Below are 18,297 nucleotides of genomic sequence, written 5' to 3' on the forward strand. Positions count from 1 at the left end.
ACTTTTCAACAGCGTTTAATCTTATTTACATAAGAATGAACTGAGAACTTAAATGAAATTTAAACGGCATTGTGGAGAGTCATTAAATTGAGAAATGAGGTGAATTATGTGACGCAGTTAAATAAAACGGGGTGAAAGTGTGACGGAGATAATAAAAAAGCACCTCCCGTGGGAAGTGCTTTTTTATTGATAAGAAACTCAATGTGGGAAATTAATCTCTTTCTATTGCCAGCGCCACACCCTGCCCGCCGCCAATACACAACGTCGCCAGCCCTTTTTTGGCATCGCGCTTGATCATTTCATGCACCAGTGACACCAGAATACGGCAGCCGGACGCGCCAATCGGATGGCCTAACGCCAGCGCCCCGCCGTTAACATTCACTTTGCGCTCGTCCCATTCCAGCATTTTGCCCACTGAAAGCGCCTGTGCGGCAAAGGCTTCATTGGCTTCGATAAGATCCAGCTCCTCAAGCTTCCAGCCTGCACGTTCAAGGCAACGCTGAGTCGCGGTGACTGGCGCAATGCCCATATAAGCGGGATCGACGCCGACGCTGGCGAATGCCCGAATACGCGCCAGCACCGGCAAATTTAACTCTTCGGCTTTGCTGGCGCTCATCATTAACACGGCGGCGGCACCGTCATTAATAGAAGACGCATTTCCGGCGGTTACGCTACCGGCGATATCAAAAGTTGGCCGCAATTGAGCTAACGCTTCCGCGCTGGCATCGGTGCGCGGCTGTTCGTCGGTATCAACTACCACCGACTTTCCGGCATTATTCTCAACCGTGATCGGGACGATTTCATCTTTAAAACGCCCGGCATCAATGGCCGCCCGCGCTTTATGTTGCGACGCCAGCGCGTAAGCATCCTGGCTTTCGCGGCTGATACCGTATTCGCGGGCCAGGTTTTCGGCAGTGACGCCCATATGGTAGTCGTTGAACGCATCCCACAAGCCATCGTGAACCAGGCTGTCGATAAGCTGCGAATTGCCTAATCCCGCGCCGTTACGGCTGTCCGCCAAAACGTGTGGCGCACGGCTCATGTTTTCCTGGCCGCCCGCAATCACTACGTCCGCTTCACCGCATTGAATGGCCTGCGTCGCAAGATGCAGTGCTTTCAGGCCCGATCCGCAGACGTCATTAATGGTGATGGCGGAAACAGACCACGGTAAACCGCTGTTAAGCGCCGTTTGTCGCGCCGGGTTTTGCCCGGCACCTGCCGTCAAAACTTGCCCAAGGATCACTTCATCCACTTCTTGCTCGCTCACGCCGCTGCGTTCGAGCAACGCTTTCACGACCGCACTTCCCAACTCCGAGGCGCTGCGCGGGGAAAGCGCCCCCTGAAAGCAGCCAATAGGGGTGCGTGCTGCCCCCACGATGACGACATCTTTCATCACTTACTCCACGTTCGACTGCTATTCAGGAATGGTTTAATCGCCGATATTCGGCCTGAGTCATTAATCACACTGGAATGTAGCTTAAACTCGCCGGTCGGCAAGTTCGTGAGGCGTATTTTGAAGGTCTGCGCAGCATGTTGTGCTTCATCGCAGTGGTAGGTCGGATAAGCGACAGCGTCATCCGACAAAACCGGCGCACACGGTGGATGACGCTATCGCTTATCCGCCAACTACCGCGCCCAGCTTAATAACGGGACAATACTTTCATCCCACACCAAAGCCCTGAGCGCCGGTAACTGGCAGCATTGCGTTAATAAGTCAGGCAAAGGGTAAATATCGCTCTGCGTTAATATGACGTTTTCCAGTTTGCCCCACAAATACCAGCCCTGTTGTACACCGCTCGCCGGAACAATTAAGTGCAGATGCAGATCTTGCTCGGGTTCAGCCGGCAAGCCCAGCCAATGGCTGAATCGCCCAATACCATCGGTTTCATAATCCACCAGCGAACAGCGCTGCACCTGCGTGGCAGGAATATAAAAGCGCTGTCTCCCGAGCGTAATGCGTACCGCCGAAAGATTAAGCTTGTGAGTCATAGCCGCTGATTTCCAGGTATCGCGCGAAGACTAAGTCTAAGTCCAGTAACGCGAAATAGTCCGACCCGACCGGCACAATCCCCACCACCACTTTCTGCATATTGGCTGATAAATTATCCGCTGCCGGGTGAATCTGGCTTTCGGCCACATCCAGTACATCAACGAGTTTATCGACCAGAATCCCGCTTTGCATTTTCTTGCCACGGCCAATCAGGATGGTGCGCTTGCCGGTTTCTTGTGAAGGCGTGTCGAGCAGATGATTAATATTAATCACCGATTCCACGCGCCCACGGTGGTTGATCACCCCTTCGAGAGATGCCGGGCAACCCGGCACCCAGGAAATCGGGCGCTCGGCCAAAATCTCTTTAATTTGCGAACCGTAAAATGCGAACTTTTTCTCCGCCAGCTTGAACAACACCAGGCTGCGCTGCGGCTCATCCACGTTGGCGATTTCGCGGTTTTCGTCTTGATAGTGACTTAAGATTTGTTCCAGTTGCTCGCTCATGCGACATCCTTATCATCGGCGAGGCAATAGCGGTTGCGACCATGTTGTTTCGCGCAATACAGCGCCTGGTCCGCACGCTCACGAATAGATTCGATTTTGTCGCCCGGCTGCCACGAGGCAATTCCCGCACTGAAGGTGTTACTAAAACGAGTCTGATTCACCGAGAAGTAAATCTTTTCAAAGCCCTGACGCAGCCTTTCCACCACTGCCGCCGCCTGTTCTTTGGTGGTCGCGGGCATGATAATCGCGAACTCTTCGCCGCCGTAACGCCCGACGATATCGGTGCTGCGCAAGCGGTGAGAGAAGAGCTGCGAAATCCCCAGAATCACCTGGTCGCCCGCCACATGCCCGTAGGTGTCATTGATATTTTTGAAGTGATCCAAATCGACCATCACCAGGCTGAATGGAATGCCGCTGTAATTGGATTCGGTAATCGCACTTTCCAGATAATGCGTAGTGGTCGAGTGGTTATACAACCCGGTCAGGCTGTCCTGCGACATACGCGCCCGCAAAGTACGCATTCTTTCCGCGCGAATCGACACCGCATTAATCAGCTCCTGCGGGTCAGCCTGCTTAATAATAAAGTCTTCAGCGCCGGTGCTCATCGCCCCAAACTGGGTCTTTTTATTGGTTTCGCTGGAGAGATACGCAATCGGCAAACCGATGTGCTGCGGGATCTGACGGATCAGTTTCGTCAGCTCTTCGCCGCTGTAATCCGGCATGTGGAAGTCCATCAGCACGATATCAATCGGATGGGTGTTCAGCACGTTTAGCAAATGAGGAACTTGCGTCAAAACATGAACTTCCATGCCCGCCATGCGCAGCATTTCCGCGTTGTATTGCGCGACTTCCGGCTCATCGTCAATCAACAAAACCTGATACGGTTTTTTCAGCGAAGGCTGCGTTAAACGGTGCAGTTCCTGAACCAAATCCGTTGTCGATGCCGGTTTCACGTAATAACCGTCGCACCCGGCTTTAATCGCGTTGATGCGGGCGTGGAAATGGCTGTGGCAGGAAAGATAGAGCACCGGAAACGGCGTGCCGACTTTCTTTTTCAGGTCGGACATCGCCAGCGGGCCGCCGTAGGCGTGCTCCGGGAAACTCACATCCATAATCACGACCGACGGCGGCTGCGAAATAACTGCCTTGGTGAAATCGGCGGTGTTGGTAAACACGTAGCAAATAAAGCCAAAACAGCGCAACTGCGTCGCCAGTAGTTCGGCCTGTTCACTTTCATCGTCACACAGGTAAACCGGCTTGATGGTGCGATTGATCGCCACTTCTTCCTGGCTCGAGGCGGCAATCGGGAATTTCACCAGCGAATCACCGCCACGGCGCGCGCTTTCTGCCTGCTCTTCGGTTAAGACGTAAAGTTGCTGCACTAACGCTTCCAGCTTTTGGTAGAGCGAGTCGGGAAGCGTATTGCTCACCAACATATGCTCACCTTCCGCCGCCAGGCTGGCGATTTTAGTAAAGCCAAACGAGGCGCTGGTGCCATGAATGCTGTGCAATAAAAGGTGCAATTGCTTGCTGTCAGCTTCCGTCGGTTCAACCGTCAATTTCGCCAGCAGGCCGTCCGCTTGCTTGAGCATTTCAGGAATGCGTTGCAAAAAGCGCTGGCGTAAACGAGCGATTTTATCCTGCGCGGTGTTCATCGTATTTTGCGTCAATTGTTGATTCATCATGATTACTTAATTTATTGAGCAGCAACGTCTGGGTTAAGAATCTCGTTCACTACGGCCACTAATCTTTCAGCCATATTCTCGTCTTTCTTCACCCAGCAATCCGGGATGATAGTGATGTCGGTCATCTCACTGGCGCTGAGTAACACAAACGGTTTTTTCCAGCCGTTAGCCCGCAGCATCTCTAACAAATCCAGGCCGGTAATGTCCGGCATATGGAAATCGCTGATCACCAGATTTATCTCGGGATCAGAGTCCAGATGGGCCAATGCGGTCATGGCGCTTTCGGCGATAATCACTTCATAGCCGCTCATTTCCAGAAATACCGAAGCCAGTTCAGCCGAAAACAGATCGTCATCTACTAATAAAACACGCATTTTTTTCTCACTTAGAGCTGTCAGCACAACAGCATCTTTAAAGTTTCTATAAGACTATCTTGCTCGAAATCACCCTTGGCGATGTAAGCATCCGCACCGACTTGAATGCCTCGGCGGCGGTCTTCTTCTTTTGCCCGGGAAGTGACGATAATTATCGGAATATGTTGATAATTTTCTTCTGCGCGTAGTGCTTTAGTCAGTGAGAATCCATCCATTACTGGCATTTCGACATCCGTCAGAACGGCGTCAAACTGCGTTAATCGCGCTTTTTGTAAACCTGAGAATCCATCTTCGGCGAGCGTGACTTGATAGCCGTGCGCTTCCAGCACGTTCTTCTCAATTTCACGGGTGTTCAGGGAGTCATCGACGACCAGCACATGCCAGGCATTTTGTTTCACTGCGGGTTTATGTGCCGCAGCCCGTGGCTGGCCCTGGTTTTGTGCCATTTCCATCAACACCGGCACCTGCAACACGCTCACCAGTTGGTTATCTGGCGTCAGCACCATGCCGGAGACTAAAGCCTGGTGCTGCATATGTTTCGGCAGCGGCTTTATCATCATGTTGCGTTCATCGAGCAGGTTATCCACCAGCATCGCCATCTTGCCGTACTGGTTCTGAATAATGATCAGCAGCAAGCTGGTCGCGACCGGCGCAGGCGTTTGATTACCATGTCGGTCGTTAATCCGCAGGATTTCCGCAGCGGAAATCACCGGGATAAATTCGTTATGCAAAATGATCGCCGGGCGATCGGCAATATCACGAATCTCATCGGGAGAGCATTTCACCACTTCCACCACATACTGCGCGGCGAGGCCAAACAGATGGTTTTGCTGTTCAAACTGCAAAATACGCATCATGGCGAGGGAAATGGGCAAACGGATAATAAAGGTGGTGCCCTGCCCCGGACGGCTGTGAATCTGAAGCGTGCCCTGCAAATCAGAGACAATTGTTTTGCGCACGATATCCAGCCCCACGCCGCGCCCGGAGAGTTCGGTGACGATTTTGCTGGTCGAGAAACCCGGATGGAAAATCAGCTCGTTGCATTCCAGCTCGGAAAGCTGATCTACCACGGCGGCGTCCACCAGCCCGCGTGCCACCGCTTTGGCGCGAATCGCCGGGTAATCTAAACCACGGCCATCGTCCTCAACGCGCAGCAAAATACCGCGCCCGTCTTGTTGCGTGGTTAACGTGATAATGCCGCGTGCCGATTTCCCCAGCGCCACACGCTCGGCTGCCTCGCCAATTCCGTGGTCGATGGCGTTACGCAGCAAGTGAGTTAACGGCTCGGAAAGACGGTCGATAAGCTGCCGGTCGATTTCCACATCGCCGCCCAAAATCCGGCAATCCACCTGCTTATTGAGCGAGCTGGCAAGTTCGCGCACCTGCTGAGAAACCGGCTCAAACAGCATGGAAACCGGCAGCATACGAATGGTGGTGGCGACGTCATACAGTTCGTACATCTGGAGATGCTGAACCTGGAAATCTTCTTTTAGCTGGCGGCTAAATTGCAGGATTTGCTGGCGTAGTTGGTCGGCATCCATTTGCGCGAGACGCGGCCCGAGGTTCGACAGGCTCTGAACCTGCTGCTCGAGGCGGTCATGGCTGGCGACCACTTCACCAAGAATGTTAATCAGGTCATCGAGTTTTTCGAGTTTAACCCGCACCGAATCGGCTTGTTTTATGCCGCTTTCGGCGATATCCAGCACAGCCACGGCACGCGGTTTTTCCGCTGGCGCGGTTTCTGCTATTGGGCCAGTATCGGCTTCGCCACGGCTGGCGCGTGCCAGACGCTCGCAAAATTGCACATCCGCTGGAGGCAGTTGGTTATTGCCTTCGCTGGCGGTCAACTGGTCGAGCTGAGTCGAGATGTAATCCGTAGCCTGGAGAATCAGCGTGCCGAGGTTTTGGTCGGGCTGGAGTTTTTTGTCGCGCAGCTCGCTTAAGATTTCTTCAAGCTGATGGGTAACATCGGCGATGCTTTGTAATTTCAGCATGCGCGCGCCCCCTTTCAGGGTATGTGCCGCACGGAACATCTCGCCGATTTGCGCATCAACGTTTTCGCCAGACGAGAGGGAAAATGCCCCCTCTTTAACTACCTGTAAATGGCCTCTGGCTTCATCAATAAAGCGCAGCACAAATTTTTTAAGATCGATAGCCATACGGTTCTCTAGTTCCCATCCTGACTGGTGAACTGCGCCAACTGATGTTCACAAAGAAAACGAAACGAATTACTCGGGAATGACAATGGCAGCCGCAATGGGCTGGCGTTGGCCGTCGAATTATTCATTTCCGCGTTGAGTAATTGCAGCGTGATGCGGTAAGTGCGCTGCGCCGGGCGATGCAGCTCGCTCTGGCGGTACATTTCTGCCAGGTAATAATGCGCAGGCCAGTAGCCAGGCTGTTGATAAACCACCTGTTTAAACCAGGCAATCGCCTGCTGCGTATGGTGCTGCCACATCATCGCCAACCCGAGCAGCATTTTGGCTTCCGCCGACCATTCATCGAGTTCCAGCACGTGTTGCGCGCTCTCGGCGGTTTGCTCGAACTCGCATTTTTCCAGCGCAATCGCCCCTTTGATCACCAACGCTTCCTGGTTATCAATATCGCTATTGAGCACCTGGCTTATCCACTCTTCGGCTTCGACAAAACGTTTGTCCGCCACACAGGCGAGGGCTTTTTTAATCCAGCTATCGCACTGCTGCGCAGAAGGAACAGACGCTGCAACAAAGGGCGCTTCGGCAGGAATAATCGGCGTGATAATGCGCGGTGATTTGGTTTCCGCTGGCGCCTGAAGGCGCGAGGTTTTCGGCTGGCAGAAGTAAAAATGCCCGCTCTCTTGCTTGAGTTTCAGAATGCCGAAGTTATTGGCCAGCGTTTCCGCATTGCCAAAGAACAACGCGCCGTCCGGTTGCAGCATATCGAGCAAATTAAAGTGCAGCAGACGCCGGGTTTCGACATCAAAGTAAATCGAGACATTACGCAGCAAGATAATGTCGAACTGCGGTTGTAGCTGTTCTTTAACAATATTTGAGCGATGGAACGTCACTTTGCTGCGGATCAGCTCATGCAACTGGAACTGGTTGCCGTTGCGGGTGAAATACGTTTGCTGTAATAGCGGATCAACGCCGCGAAACGAGTAGCTGGAATAGCTCGCCGCGCGGGCTTTCTCGAGAATTTTCACGTCGATATCGCAGCCGTGGATTTCCACGCTGCGGGAAAACTTATCGTGATATTTCTGATGGAGTTTAATGGCGAGCGAATAAGCTTCTTCGCCGGATGAACAGCCCGCGCTGAGAATGCGCACCGGGCCATCCTTCTGCGCTAACAGGCGCGGCACCAGTTTATCGCAGACGATATCCAGCACTTCCGGCTCGCGGAAAAAGTAAGTTTCGTTAATCGTCAGCAGGCTTAACAGCTTGTCAAACTCGGTGCTCGACACCCGCAGCTTGTCGAAATACTCTTCGCTGCTCTCTTTTCCGCGCTCGGAAATTCGCTGAAGCAGTGCCGTATTTAATAATCCTTCCATGCCGTTATAAAAATGCAGGCCAACGCGATCTTTAATCAGATCTTTAAAGGCGGCAATATTCGCTATCATGGCCGTTTGCCCTCGTGAGCCATTGCCAGCAACGTCGCGGCAACGTGTTCCAAAGGCAGGATTTTGTGAATGATATTTTTATCAATGGCGAATTTGTTCATGCCAAAAACCACTGATGACCCTTCATCTTGCGCCAGGGTTTTACCGCCTTTCTGGAAGATAGCTTCAATTCCCCGGCAGCCATCGCTGCCCATGCCGGTCATAATCAGCCCTACCGCTTGTTCGCGAAACACCTCGGCGACGGACTCCAGCAGCAGGTTACAGCTCGGGTGATAAACATCACTGGGCTGGCGGGCCACCGCCGCAAGACGATGGTTTTTCTTCACCACTAAATGCTGTTCAGGTGGCAAGATATACACGCGCCCGGCGGTTAACACGTCATTCTCCTGGGCGAGTTGCACCTGAAGATCGGTAATGCCATCGAGCCACTGCACCATGCTTTTCGCAAAGCCGTCGGCAATATGTTGGGCAATAAGAATCGGGCACGGGAAATAACCCGGCAGCGCCTGCAACAATTTGCTTAACGCCTGCGGCCCGCCGGTTGAGCAGGCAATCGCCAGCACATACGGCCATTCGCGATGTTGCAACGGGGGGGATTTTGGCAGCGGAACGCTTTTCGGCGGGGTTTCCGCATAGTTCCGCAGCCCCTGAATATGGCGAATCACCTTCACGCCCACCAGCATTTCGACCTGGCTATGCAATGATTTGGTCGCCGCCGCCGACTCGCCCTGATTATTGACCACCGCCAGCGCCCCACGGGTGATGTATTCCGCATCCTGCTGCGCATCCGGGTAGTAACGCATCACCATGATAGGAATGGCACAGGTCGCCATGATCGTTTCCACGGTTTCCACGTTTTCACGACCAGGCTTGCCCAGCGTCAGCACCAGCAAGTCCGGAACCATCTTTTGCACCAGGCTTGCCGCCTGTTCGCGATGCACCGCCTGGCCCACCACCTCGATGTTTTTATTTATCTCGAGCTGTCTGATCAGGTCATTGCGGGACGTCCCGCCATGATCCACGATCAAGACGCGGATTTTAGGCCTGTTCATCAAGGTCATCCGTCAATTTAAACGACTTTGAAGCCTGGTTTAACTCGTTGGAGAGTTGAGTCATATCCTGGCTGATGGACAGAATGTCTTTAATGGATTGCGAGGTGTAGTTGCTGGCAACCACAATTTCACGCAGCGCCATCACCACCTGATTGCTGGCGGTTTTCTGCTGCTGGGTCGACAGTGAAATCTGCATCGCCGCAGTAGACGTTTGTTCGGCGGTGGCGACGATGTCATGCAGACGGTCGGCGCTGACTTTACAGGCTTTGGTGCCCGCTTTAATGCTTTTACTGCCTTTCTCGGCGTTGAGAACCAGACGGTTAATCGAGTTCTGAATCTCGCTGATTTTGTTTTCAATCTCGAAGGTCGATTCAGTAACAGAATCCGCCAGGCGACGAATTTCTGCGGCAACCACCGAGAAACGTTTACCGGAATCGCCCGCACTCGCCGCTTCAAGCGCTGCGTTAAAGGCGATGAGTTTGGTCTGGTCGGCGACGTTATTGATGATAATCATCACGCGGCTGATCTCTTTCGACTTGTTACCCAACATCATGATTTCACGCATGCTTTGCTGGTTGTCGCTGTCGATGTCTGACATACGCGTGAGCAACTCACCCATCGAATCAGAGCCTTTGTTGCAGTCTTCGAGCGTGACGTTAGCAATGTCTACCACCGCGCGAGAATGCTCAGCAATTTGGGTTGAAGACGCAGACAACTCTTCCATAGTCGAGGTGATTTCCGCCACGGAAGACGAGGTTTCAACGCTGGTAGAAGCCTGGCCGTCGACCGCTTCGGTGATGTTTAACGCCGCTTCATGAACATGACGAGCATGGGAAACGACGCCGCCCACCAGCGAGTGCAGCGACTGGCGCATCTTCTCATTGGCACTGAGCAAATCGCCGATTTCGTCATTGTGGTCGACATGCACATCCACGGTAAGGTCGCCCTGGGCAATCGCCTTGGAAATTTTCAGCACGTTATTCAAACGTTTTGAAATCAGGATGCGGCTGGTAAAAGCAATCACCAGCAAAATCACCGGCAGTAACAGCAGGCTGAACAGCAGCAGACTGTTACGCACAAGGTTGCTGCTTTGCGCGATATCATCGACATAACTGGTGGTGGCGATGATCCAGTTGATGCCTTCAATATGTTCGAAGACCGCCACGCGCTTACGAGGTGCCGCGCCATATCCGCTGACGGTTTCGTAATAAATGGTGCCGGTTTTGCGCGCCATAATATCGGCAAAGCGCTTGTAGCCGTGGGCGTCGGTAATGTTTTCAACGTGTTGATTCACCAGCACCGGGTGAGCAATCATGGTGCCTGGGCTAAAGCCGGCGTCCAGCACGTAGGCGTAGCCGCCGTCGCCGATATGCACGTTTAACAGCTCTTTTATTACCGGTTGCAGCGCCTGTTTTACGTCAAAACCAATCGCCACGGCACCCACCACCTGGCCATCTTTATCGGCAATCGGTTCGTAATGTCCGATAAATTGTCTGCCGTACAGCACAACCACGCCGGAGAAAGGCTTGTTTTTGATTAACTGAACCAGCGCCGGGTTGTCATTACTCAGGACGGTCGCGGTCGCAATTCTGCCTTCCTTGCCCTGAAGCGAAGTAGAAACCCGAACAAATTGCTCGCCCTGGCGAACAAAGGTGGAAGCAAACACACTGGTTAATTCGGTGAAGTGGGAATTAATACTGGTGTTACTTAATAAAGCTTTTAATTGCTCCGCATCCATTGAATGCAAAGGAACCGGAGACATATTCTGGTAATTGTTAATATAAACGTTGCTAAAACGTTCCGCGTCGCGCGTCACTCGCTTATATTCTGTAGTGATATTGTTATGGAATATGCGGGTATTTGAGCGCAACACTTCCAGCGCATTATTTTGCAGCTGAGTCGCTAAATAAGATGAGAGCAGGAACGATGCGCCAATCAGCAGTACGCCAATGCAGGTCACCAGCATCAGACCCAGTTTCATCGCCACACCAACATGCAGTCTATGCAACATGAATGTCAGAATGTTAGCGCTGTCCCTTGGTTCTTCCACATCAGAGGGGCGCTGTAATGCTAAAAATTTACGCATGGGTTTCCAGTTATATTAATAATGTGAAATGAATGCTGAATAAATGAAATTTATTAATGACGAAAAACTTAAACTAGCGAAAGTAACGGCACCGGTTTACCGATGTGATAACCCTGAAGCCAGTCGACATTCATTCTTTCAAGGCAGCGCTGAATATTTTCGTTCTCAACATATTCGGCAACCACCTGCATATTTTTCATTTTTGCAACATGGCAAAATGACTCAACAATGTAATGACTGACTTCGTTATCGGTAATGACACGAATAAACGAGCCGTCTATTTTCAAAATATCGGCACTGACATCCATCAAGCGAGCGTGGCTCGAGAAGCCGGTGCCAAAGTCATCAATCGCCACGCGGCAACCGAGGCTTTTGAGCGATCGCACCGTGTTCTGCGACTGTTCGGTATCGGACAGCGCATCCGCTTCGGTGATTTCAAAGATGATGCGGTGCGGATCAACGCCAAATTCCGTCAACAGCAATTGAACGTGATGCACAAAGCTGGCGCGGCAAACGGTGACCGGTGCCAGGTTAATCGAAAACGAATGTTCCAGGTGCTGCTGCATGGTTTTCAGCGTGTTGCGAATCACCCATAAATCGATATCAGGTGCCAGTCCGGCTTCGGTGGCAACCGGCAGGAATCTGTCCGGCGGAATAAACCGCCCTTCTTCATCAAGCATACGCAGCAGAATTTCGTGGTAACGCGGCTCGCCACGGGTGCTGACAATAGGCTGCGCCATTAACACAAAGGCGTCGTTATCGAGGGTTTTCTGCAACACGGTGCGAATGTCGGTGCGCCCAACAATATTGCTTTCATGCACACGACTGGACTGCGCCTCAAGGTTTTCCGGCTTGCCGTTCACCAGCGACAGCCCGGAAACGATGCCGAGCTTCCCGGTCAAGCTGTAAACGTCGTTACAGAACTGCGTGGCCTTGCAATAACCGAGGCCGCTACGAAAGCCAAGCTGCTGATTATTGTGCAAATAACGAAAACTATTGGCGGATTTGTACAGCAGGCTCAGTCTGCCCCAGCTCGGATTTTCCAGCTTGAGCAGCAGGCCGTAACCGGCGTGGTAATACACCTTTTCATCGCAATTGAGTTTTAGACGCAGATGTTCGGCCAGTTTTTTCTGGTAGCGGGCGCGGAAGTGCAGCCCGTAACGGCGAGAAAACAGTTCCATTTCCGGCACCTGAATCAGGCAAACGGTGGAATCTGGCGAGGCCTGGATATCAGCTTTTAAGGCCCGCAAATTGGGCATGTTCGTCATCGGGTCGGTGAACCCCATGTGCAGCAGTTGCTCAAACCGTAAGGTATTGAAGCGCGCCAACACGCCCATGATGACAATCGTAAGCGTGAAGATAAAAATCGCCGTGGAAACCAGCACCTGATGCAGCATGAAATCATCATTTAGCGCGATGTAGTTTTCATTGTTTTTCGCCAGCACGATCATCATGACCGTCCAGACCGGCGTGGTAAACGCATAACCAATGCGCACCGAACTCCACAGCATCAGCGGGAAGATCAACACCAGGCTATAAAACGTGAAGAAGATATTGTCTTTGAAGGGAATGTTGAGACAAACCATCAGGAAAGCGACTGCTGCGAACCACGCCGTAAAGCGGTAAATGCCGACATTTGAGGAGAGCTGAGTTTTTACCGCTCGCATGCAAGTGAGCCAGTAATGCGGGCGATAAATAATCCTCAGTACCGTGTAGAACAAAGGAATACCGGTGACGCACCCGTTCATTACCCCTTGTATTCTCACCAGCGTTTCAGCCGTTAATAAATGAATAAATGACTTGCCAGAATTAAGGTCGACCTGAGTCAGCCAGCAAACCGTTTCGTTAAACACCACGCTTAACAAAGCGTTGCACAGACACAGCCAGATGATTCGCTTGGTGGTGAGCTGAATGCGGCCAAAACTTGCCGCGCTGCGCCAGCCAGCGCTTTTGCAGTAGAAGTAATGGCTAATTAATGCCGCGGCGGCGTAACACAGCAGCTCAAAGAACTCCGCCTCCGGGCGCACTAACAGCGTGCAGACCGCCAGGAAAACAAATCCCACAATCGCCCGATAGCCAAACAGCAGCAACACGGCTGATAACGCCGCAAGCTTCAGGTCATAGACCACCAGAGTCTGTTGATCGAAGATGCGATAACTGCTGAGCATTTGAGCCAGTGAATAAAGCAGATACGGGAGGACCAACGGTAAACCCCACCGTTTATTGGTATACGCTGTGCTGTTTCTGGCTGTAGAGTCCAAGTATTTAACCCGTTGTGTATGCTTTAGTGTGCTATTTTTTGGTTTGATGAGTGTATTGCTTATTGGATAAAAATCTTGCAGCAGACATTATGAAATAAAACAAACGCTATCATTAATTAACATTCACTGCCTTAACGCAAATTGCAGATAAACGGTTTAAATTAGCGCAGATACAAACAAGTGATTAACAAATAGTGTTGGTTATTTTTAATGATTTAGATTGTTAATCATTTAAAAAACTCATGAACATTCTCAAATCATTTTTAAGTGTATTCATTTTGCGCTCAAAAAAGAACTGTCACTTATAGGTAAAAATGGACATTCAAGAATATATCCGAGCCACATTAAAGCAAAACCACGCAAGACATAAAACACTGAAAATATTCATATTTTTATTAAAAAATAGTTCTGTGCAATTGTTTTAAATTGTTGATTGAAAGGTAATCCAGGGGAGTATCTAACGTCTTTATTTAATGAGAATGTTGCATTGAATCAATCAATGACCCAATTAGCGTTTAATGTACATTTTTTGTCGTTGACTTGGCTAGCGTGGTTATCTATAGTCCCGCCGCGTGTTTTTGCCTTTATTTATTTTCGCATCAGTAATGTTACAGGATAGTTCATTATTGTTGACGCAACGTCTGACACACTTCATAAAAAACTCACATAACAGCAACAGCCAGACAATATTTAGTCGTGAATTAAACTCAACGTTTTAATTCATGAGTCATTTGTATGCATAGGAAACCGACACTCTGTGGCTAAAAATTTTTTCTCGCTTAAAAGCGTAAAAGGTTGGCACCATTCTATTGCAGGGAAAATAACCCAGTTTTTGCTGGCGGGTATTCTCATTGCGTTTGGGGCGGGTGCTTGCGCGGGTTGGGGTCTGATTGACAGCTTCTCATATCAACAATGGGTGCATCAGGCTGAAGCGAATGCTCAGATCATTACCTATATTGTCCGCAATGTTTATACCAACGTCGCGGTCGGCACCAGTTCGACAGGGCAAATTACCCGCATTGTCTCTGAACACAAATTGGGTGACCCGGATTCAGTGATTCAAACCGGCTATAACCCGGTCGATGTACTGGCACTGGCCTCAGTGCAAACTCGCAATCCCACCTGGCTTTTCCTTTATACGCCTGAAAAAGGTTTCCAGGGCATCAGCAATAATTCCGAAGCGCCGGAAGCCAAAATCACCTTTAAAGGGCAAAGAGCCAGTGATGTTCTGGTGAATTACTACATTGGTTTCGCGACGATTAACGGCACCGAATCTTTTGTCAGCGCCGTGCCTATCCTTGCCCCATCGGGCGAAATTCTTGGCAGTTTGATCAGCAGCATCGGTAACAAAAAGCAGCTCTATGCGGCGTATGACGCAATGCTGAAGAAAACCCTGATGATTCTGGCGCTGATTTTGCTGGGGACGCTGGCATTAGTAACGCTGTTTATGCGCCGCCTGTTCCGCCCGGTGCCGCTGCTTATCAACTCGTTGACGCGCATCGCCCATGAACAAACAGATCTCATTACCCCTTATTTAGATCAGGATGACGAAATCGGCAGATTAGCCGCAGCAATTGAAAAACTCCGTATTGCGATGGTGGAACGAGATTACCTGCAACGAATGCAGGATATGTCGCAAAAAATGGAGTACATGGCGCACCATGACTCGCTAACCGGCTTCCCGAACCGCGCTTCCTTTAGCCAGGCGCTGGATAAAAGCATCCGTGAGATGAATCAGAACGGGCAACTGTTCAACCTTCTGCTTATCGATCTTGATAACTTCAAACCGGTGAATGACACCTTCGGCCATAGCGCCGGGGATGAAGTGCTGATTGGCGTGGCACAGCGCCTGTCGCTACTGTTAGGGCCATTGGATTTTGCCGCACGTTTGGGCGGTGATGAATTTGCGATTTTGCAGAATGTCAGAGAAGACAATTGCCACGAAGCGGGAGCACTGTCGCAAAAAATTGTCCGCGCGTTGAGCATTCCTTTTACCTACGGCTCACACTCTTTTGCTATCAGTTGTAGCGTCGGTATTGTTACCGCGCCGACCCAGGGCAATAGCGCGACTACGTTGATGATCAATGCTGACCTCGCGTTGTACGCCTCAAAACATAGCGGGCGCGGCTGCTACCACTTCTTTGAAGATGGCATGATGATGAAACACACCAACAGTGTGTTCGTGAATCAGGAAATCATTAACGGTATTGATAACAACGAGTTTGTGCTGCATTACCAGCCGATTATCGACCTTGAAAACGAAACGGTGTGCGGTTATGAATCTCTGATTCGCTGGAATCACCCAACCAAAGGGCTGATCTTCCCGGACTACTTTATTAATATCGCTGAAGAATCCGGGCTGATTGTTCGTTTAGGCGAATGGATTATTCGCCAGTCTTGTATGGCGGCGGCGAAATGGCCGGAGTCCACAAAAGTGGCCGTTAACATGTCGGCGTATCAATTACATAGCCCTGGCCTGATTGATATTATTGTCGATGCGCTAAAACAAAGTGGCCTCGCCCCTACGCGCCTGGAAATAGAAGTCACTGAATCTGAAAAACTGGATCAATCCATCGCATTGCCTGTATTCAAGAAGATCCGCGAAATGGGTATTTCCATTGCGATGGACGACCTCGGCACAGGTTATGCGGCGCTGGATTACCTGCTTATTTATCCGTTCACGCGCATTAAAATTGCCCGCACTCTGATAATGAAACTCGAGCAAGAGAGTGCCAGCCAGTATCTGGTGGTGATGCTGATTCAGTTTGCCCAGAAATATGGTATGAGCGTCACGGCGGAAGGGGTTGAAACCGAGCAACAGCGGACTATTTTGCGCCGAATTTCTTGCCAGAACGTGCAGGGTTATTATTACAGCCGCCCATTGCCAGAGAAAGATCTTGAGCCAACGTTTGGCAATCGAGTGATAGATGGGGAAGTTTGCCATGCATAGTAACTCATTGTTTTTTAATGCAGCCTTTGTCGTCATCTCGCTGTTTGTTTTCATTAGCCCGCCCTGTTTGGCTCATGGCACACATAGCAAAAAAACCCTTGAGAGAATAGCCGAAACCAAAACCATTACACTCGGCTATCAGGATGACGCATTTCCCTTCTCTTACATTGAGTCGCAACAACCCGCTGGCTATTCCATCGATATTTGCAATAAGGTTGTTGATGCACTAAAGGTCAAATTAAGAATTAAAGACCTTAAAGTTCGCTGGGTAAAAAGCAGCACCGCTTCACAGTTTGTGTTAATTAAAAACCATGTGACCGATATCATGTGCATTCCGGCTTTTTATTCGGAGTTACGACATCAGAAAGCCGAATTTTCAGTCCCATTTTTCTTCTCCCGCACGCGCTTTATTACCCGCAAGAATAACCACACCGATACCATTGAAGACTTAGCCGGGCACAGCGTCTTAGTCAAAAGCGGCACGATTTATGTTGAGCAAATCCATAACATCAACAGAACCAACGATCTTAATTTAAATATTGAGCTTGATAACAATAACAGAGGTGCATTTGAGGAAATTCAATCAGGTGAGTTACCGGCATTGATATCAAGTACCGCACTCCTCAAAGGTATGGTCGCCCTCTCTCCCACCCCTGATGAGTTTGAAATATCCGATCAGACGTTAAGCCCTCCGATTCCTGCCGGATTTTTACTTCCGCTGGATGACAATGATTTCAAATATTTTCTCGATACCACGCTGAAATCTTTTATTACCAGTAAAGATTTCAAGTCGCTGTATGAACGATGGTTCCAGTCTCCGATCACGCCGAAAGCGATTAATCTAAATATACCCATGTCGGCGGATCTTAAAGCATTAACAACATCAACATCACTTTATGCGTACTAACATGAAAAAGTCATTTAATATCAAGCTCAGGGAGATTATTAGAGCGTTGGCGTTGTTTCCATTAGTTATGGTATCTCATTACCTCTACGCCCAAACTCCTTCCAACACGCTTGAACATATCCAATCAAGCAACACTTTGAACATTGGTTATCGTCAACTCGAACCTTTCTCTTTTCAGGATAATGACGGCAAAATAACCGGCTACACGATTTCGCTTTGTAATATGATTGCCGATGAATTGCGCCTCTCTTTAGGGCTAAAAAATCTGGCCGTCCATTATATTCCGACGCTGTTTACTAACCGCGTTAATGCACTGAACAGCCATAAAATTGATTTGGATTGCAGTGTGAATACTGATGCGGCGGAAAGAAGGAACAGTGTCTCTTTCTCCATTGATTATTTCGTCGCCAATATGCGTATTATTTCGCTGCGTAAGAATAATATTCATACACTCGATGACTTAAAAGGCAGGACATCAGCGTACCACGCGGATCAAAAGATTTACTGGAGATCAACCGGGTTAACCGTGAGAAACATCTGAGCATCTCGATCGTGACTTCAGATACAGTGCAAGATGCCTTCGATATGATGGCGCAAAAACGCACAGCCGCAATTATTCTGGACGATATTCTGGCGTATCCGATTATCAATCAAAATGAGCACCCGGAAGATTTCTCAGTTTCACAAGAAGTAGTGGGTGAAAAAATGAAATATGCCATTATGATGAGGAAGCAAGATCCTCAGTTTGTGGCGTTTGTTGATAAGACGCTGGGTCGTATTTTTGAGTCTCCCGCCAATGCTCAACTCACGCACAAGTGGCTAACGCAGAAAGTGATTCCTAAAAGCGAACAGAAAAACTAGACAGTTATTCAGGCTGCTGACAAAGGCCAATG

14 protein-coding genes are annotated in these 18,297 nt (G+C 50.1%); 4 read left to right on the forward strand and 10 right to left on the reverse strand.

The annotated features are described in order from the left end of the window. Nucleotides 1-211 precede the first annotated feature (211 nt). The 10 genes from D6029_RS02570 to D6029_RS02615 form a co-directional block, all read right to left on the reverse strand. Complete coding sequence (locus D6029_RS02570; RefSeq protein ID WP_120063261.1) at nt 212-1,393, reverse strand: acetyl-CoA C-acetyltransferase; 1,182 nt, start codon at nt 1,391-1,393, stop codon at nt 212-214. A gap of 233 nt (nt 1,394-1,626) precedes the next feature. Further along, nucleotides 1,627-1,989, reverse strand: a complete 363-nt coding sequence (locus D6029_RS02575) for a hypothetical protein (RefSeq protein WP_120063262.1) — start codon at nt 1,987-1,989, stop codon at nt 1,627-1,629. Further along, nucleotides 1,973-2,494: a chemotaxis protein CheW gene (locus tag D6029_RS02580; RefSeq protein ID WP_120063263.1), complete on the reverse strand. Its 522-nt coding sequence runs from the start codon at nt 2,492-2,494 to the stop codon at nt 1,973-1,975. The genes D6029_RS02575 and D6029_RS02580 overlap by 17 nt, the downstream gene beginning before the upstream one ends. Continuing rightward, a complete protein-coding gene (locus D6029_RS02585; RefSeq protein ID WP_244212363.1) occupies nt 2,491-4,179 on the reverse strand; it encodes a diguanylate cyclase in 1,689 nt (562 codons plus the stop codon). Before D6029_RS02585 ends, D6029_RS02580 begins: the two co-directional genes overlap by 4 nt. Before the next feature lie 11 nt (nt 4,180-4,190). After that, nucleotides 4,191-4,553, reverse strand: a complete 363-nt coding sequence (locus D6029_RS02590) for a response regulator (RefSeq protein ID WP_120063265.1) — start codon at nt 4,551-4,553, stop codon at nt 4,191-4,193. A gap of 20 nt (nt 4,554-4,573) precedes the next feature. Beyond that, nucleotides 4,574-6,712, reverse strand: coding sequence for a hybrid sensor histidine kinase/response regulator (locus tag D6029_RS02595; RefSeq protein WP_120063266.1), 2,139 nt, complete (start codon nt 6,710-6,712; stop codon nt 4,574-4,576). Between the two features lie 8 nt (nt 6,713-6,720). Further along, nucleotides 6,721-8,148, reverse strand: a complete 1,428-nt coding sequence (locus D6029_RS02600; protein WP_120063267.1) for a CheR family methyltransferase — start codon at nt 8,146-8,148, stop codon at nt 6,721-6,723. Next, nucleotides 8,145-9,200, reverse strand: a complete 1,056-nt coding sequence (locus tag D6029_RS02605) for a chemotaxis protein CheB (protein ID WP_120063268.1) — start codon at nt 9,198-9,200, stop codon at nt 8,145-8,147. Before D6029_RS02605 ends, D6029_RS02600 begins: the two co-directional genes overlap by 4 nt. After that, the gene (locus D6029_RS02610) at nt 9,187-11,286 is read right to left on the reverse strand and encodes a methyl-accepting chemotaxis protein (protein ID WP_120063269.1); all 2,100 of its coding nucleotides are present in this window, start codon (nt 11,284-11,286) and stop codon (nt 9,187-9,189) included. Before D6029_RS02610 ends, D6029_RS02605 begins: the two co-directional genes overlap by 14 nt. 68 nt (nt 11,287-11,354) lie before the next feature. Then, nucleotides 11,355-13,490 (reverse strand): sensor domain-containing phosphodiesterase, encoded by a 2,136-nt coding sequence (locus D6029_RS02615; protein ID WP_244212364.1) that lies wholly within the window; start codon nt 13,488-13,490, stop codon nt 11,355-11,357. 814 nt (nt 13,491-14,304) lie between these two features. Here D6029_RS02615 and D6029_RS02620 point away from each other — a divergent pair. From D6029_RS02620 to D6029_RS22820, 4 genes are read left to right on the forward strand one after another with little or no spacing between them, the layout of a single operon-like run. After that, nucleotides 14,305-16,497, forward strand: a complete 2,193-nt coding sequence (locus tag D6029_RS02620) for a putative bifunctional diguanylate cyclase/phosphodiesterase (protein WP_120063270.1) — start codon at nt 14,305-14,307, stop codon at nt 16,495-16,497. Beyond that, nucleotides 16,490-17,404: an amino acid ABC transporter substrate-binding protein gene (locus D6029_RS02625; protein WP_120063271.1), complete on the forward strand. Its 915-nt coding sequence runs from the start codon at nt 16,490-16,492 to the stop codon at nt 17,402-17,404. Before D6029_RS02620 ends, D6029_RS02625 begins: the two co-directional genes overlap by 8 nt. Before the next feature lies 1 nt (nt 17,405). Next, nucleotides 17,406-17,945 carry a transporter substrate-binding domain-containing protein gene (locus D6029_RS22815; protein WP_418230237.1) on the forward strand — a complete coding sequence of 180 codons (540 nt, stop codon included), beginning with the start codon at nt 17,406-17,408 and terminating at the stop codon, nt 17,943-17,945. Nucleotides 17,946-17,956: 11 nt separating this feature from the next. Then, nucleotides 17,957-18,265, forward strand: a complete 309-nt coding sequence (locus D6029_RS22820; RefSeq protein ID WP_418230238.1) for a substrate-binding periplasmic protein — start codon at nt 17,957-17,959, stop codon at nt 18,263-18,265. The last annotated feature ends 32 nt before the right edge of the window (nt 18,266-18,297 follow it).

This window comes from Buttiauxella izardii, assembly GCF_003601925.1.
Taxonomy (GTDB): Bacteria; Pseudomonadota; Gammaproteobacteria; order Enterobacterales; family Enterobacteriaceae; genus Buttiauxella; species Buttiauxella izardii.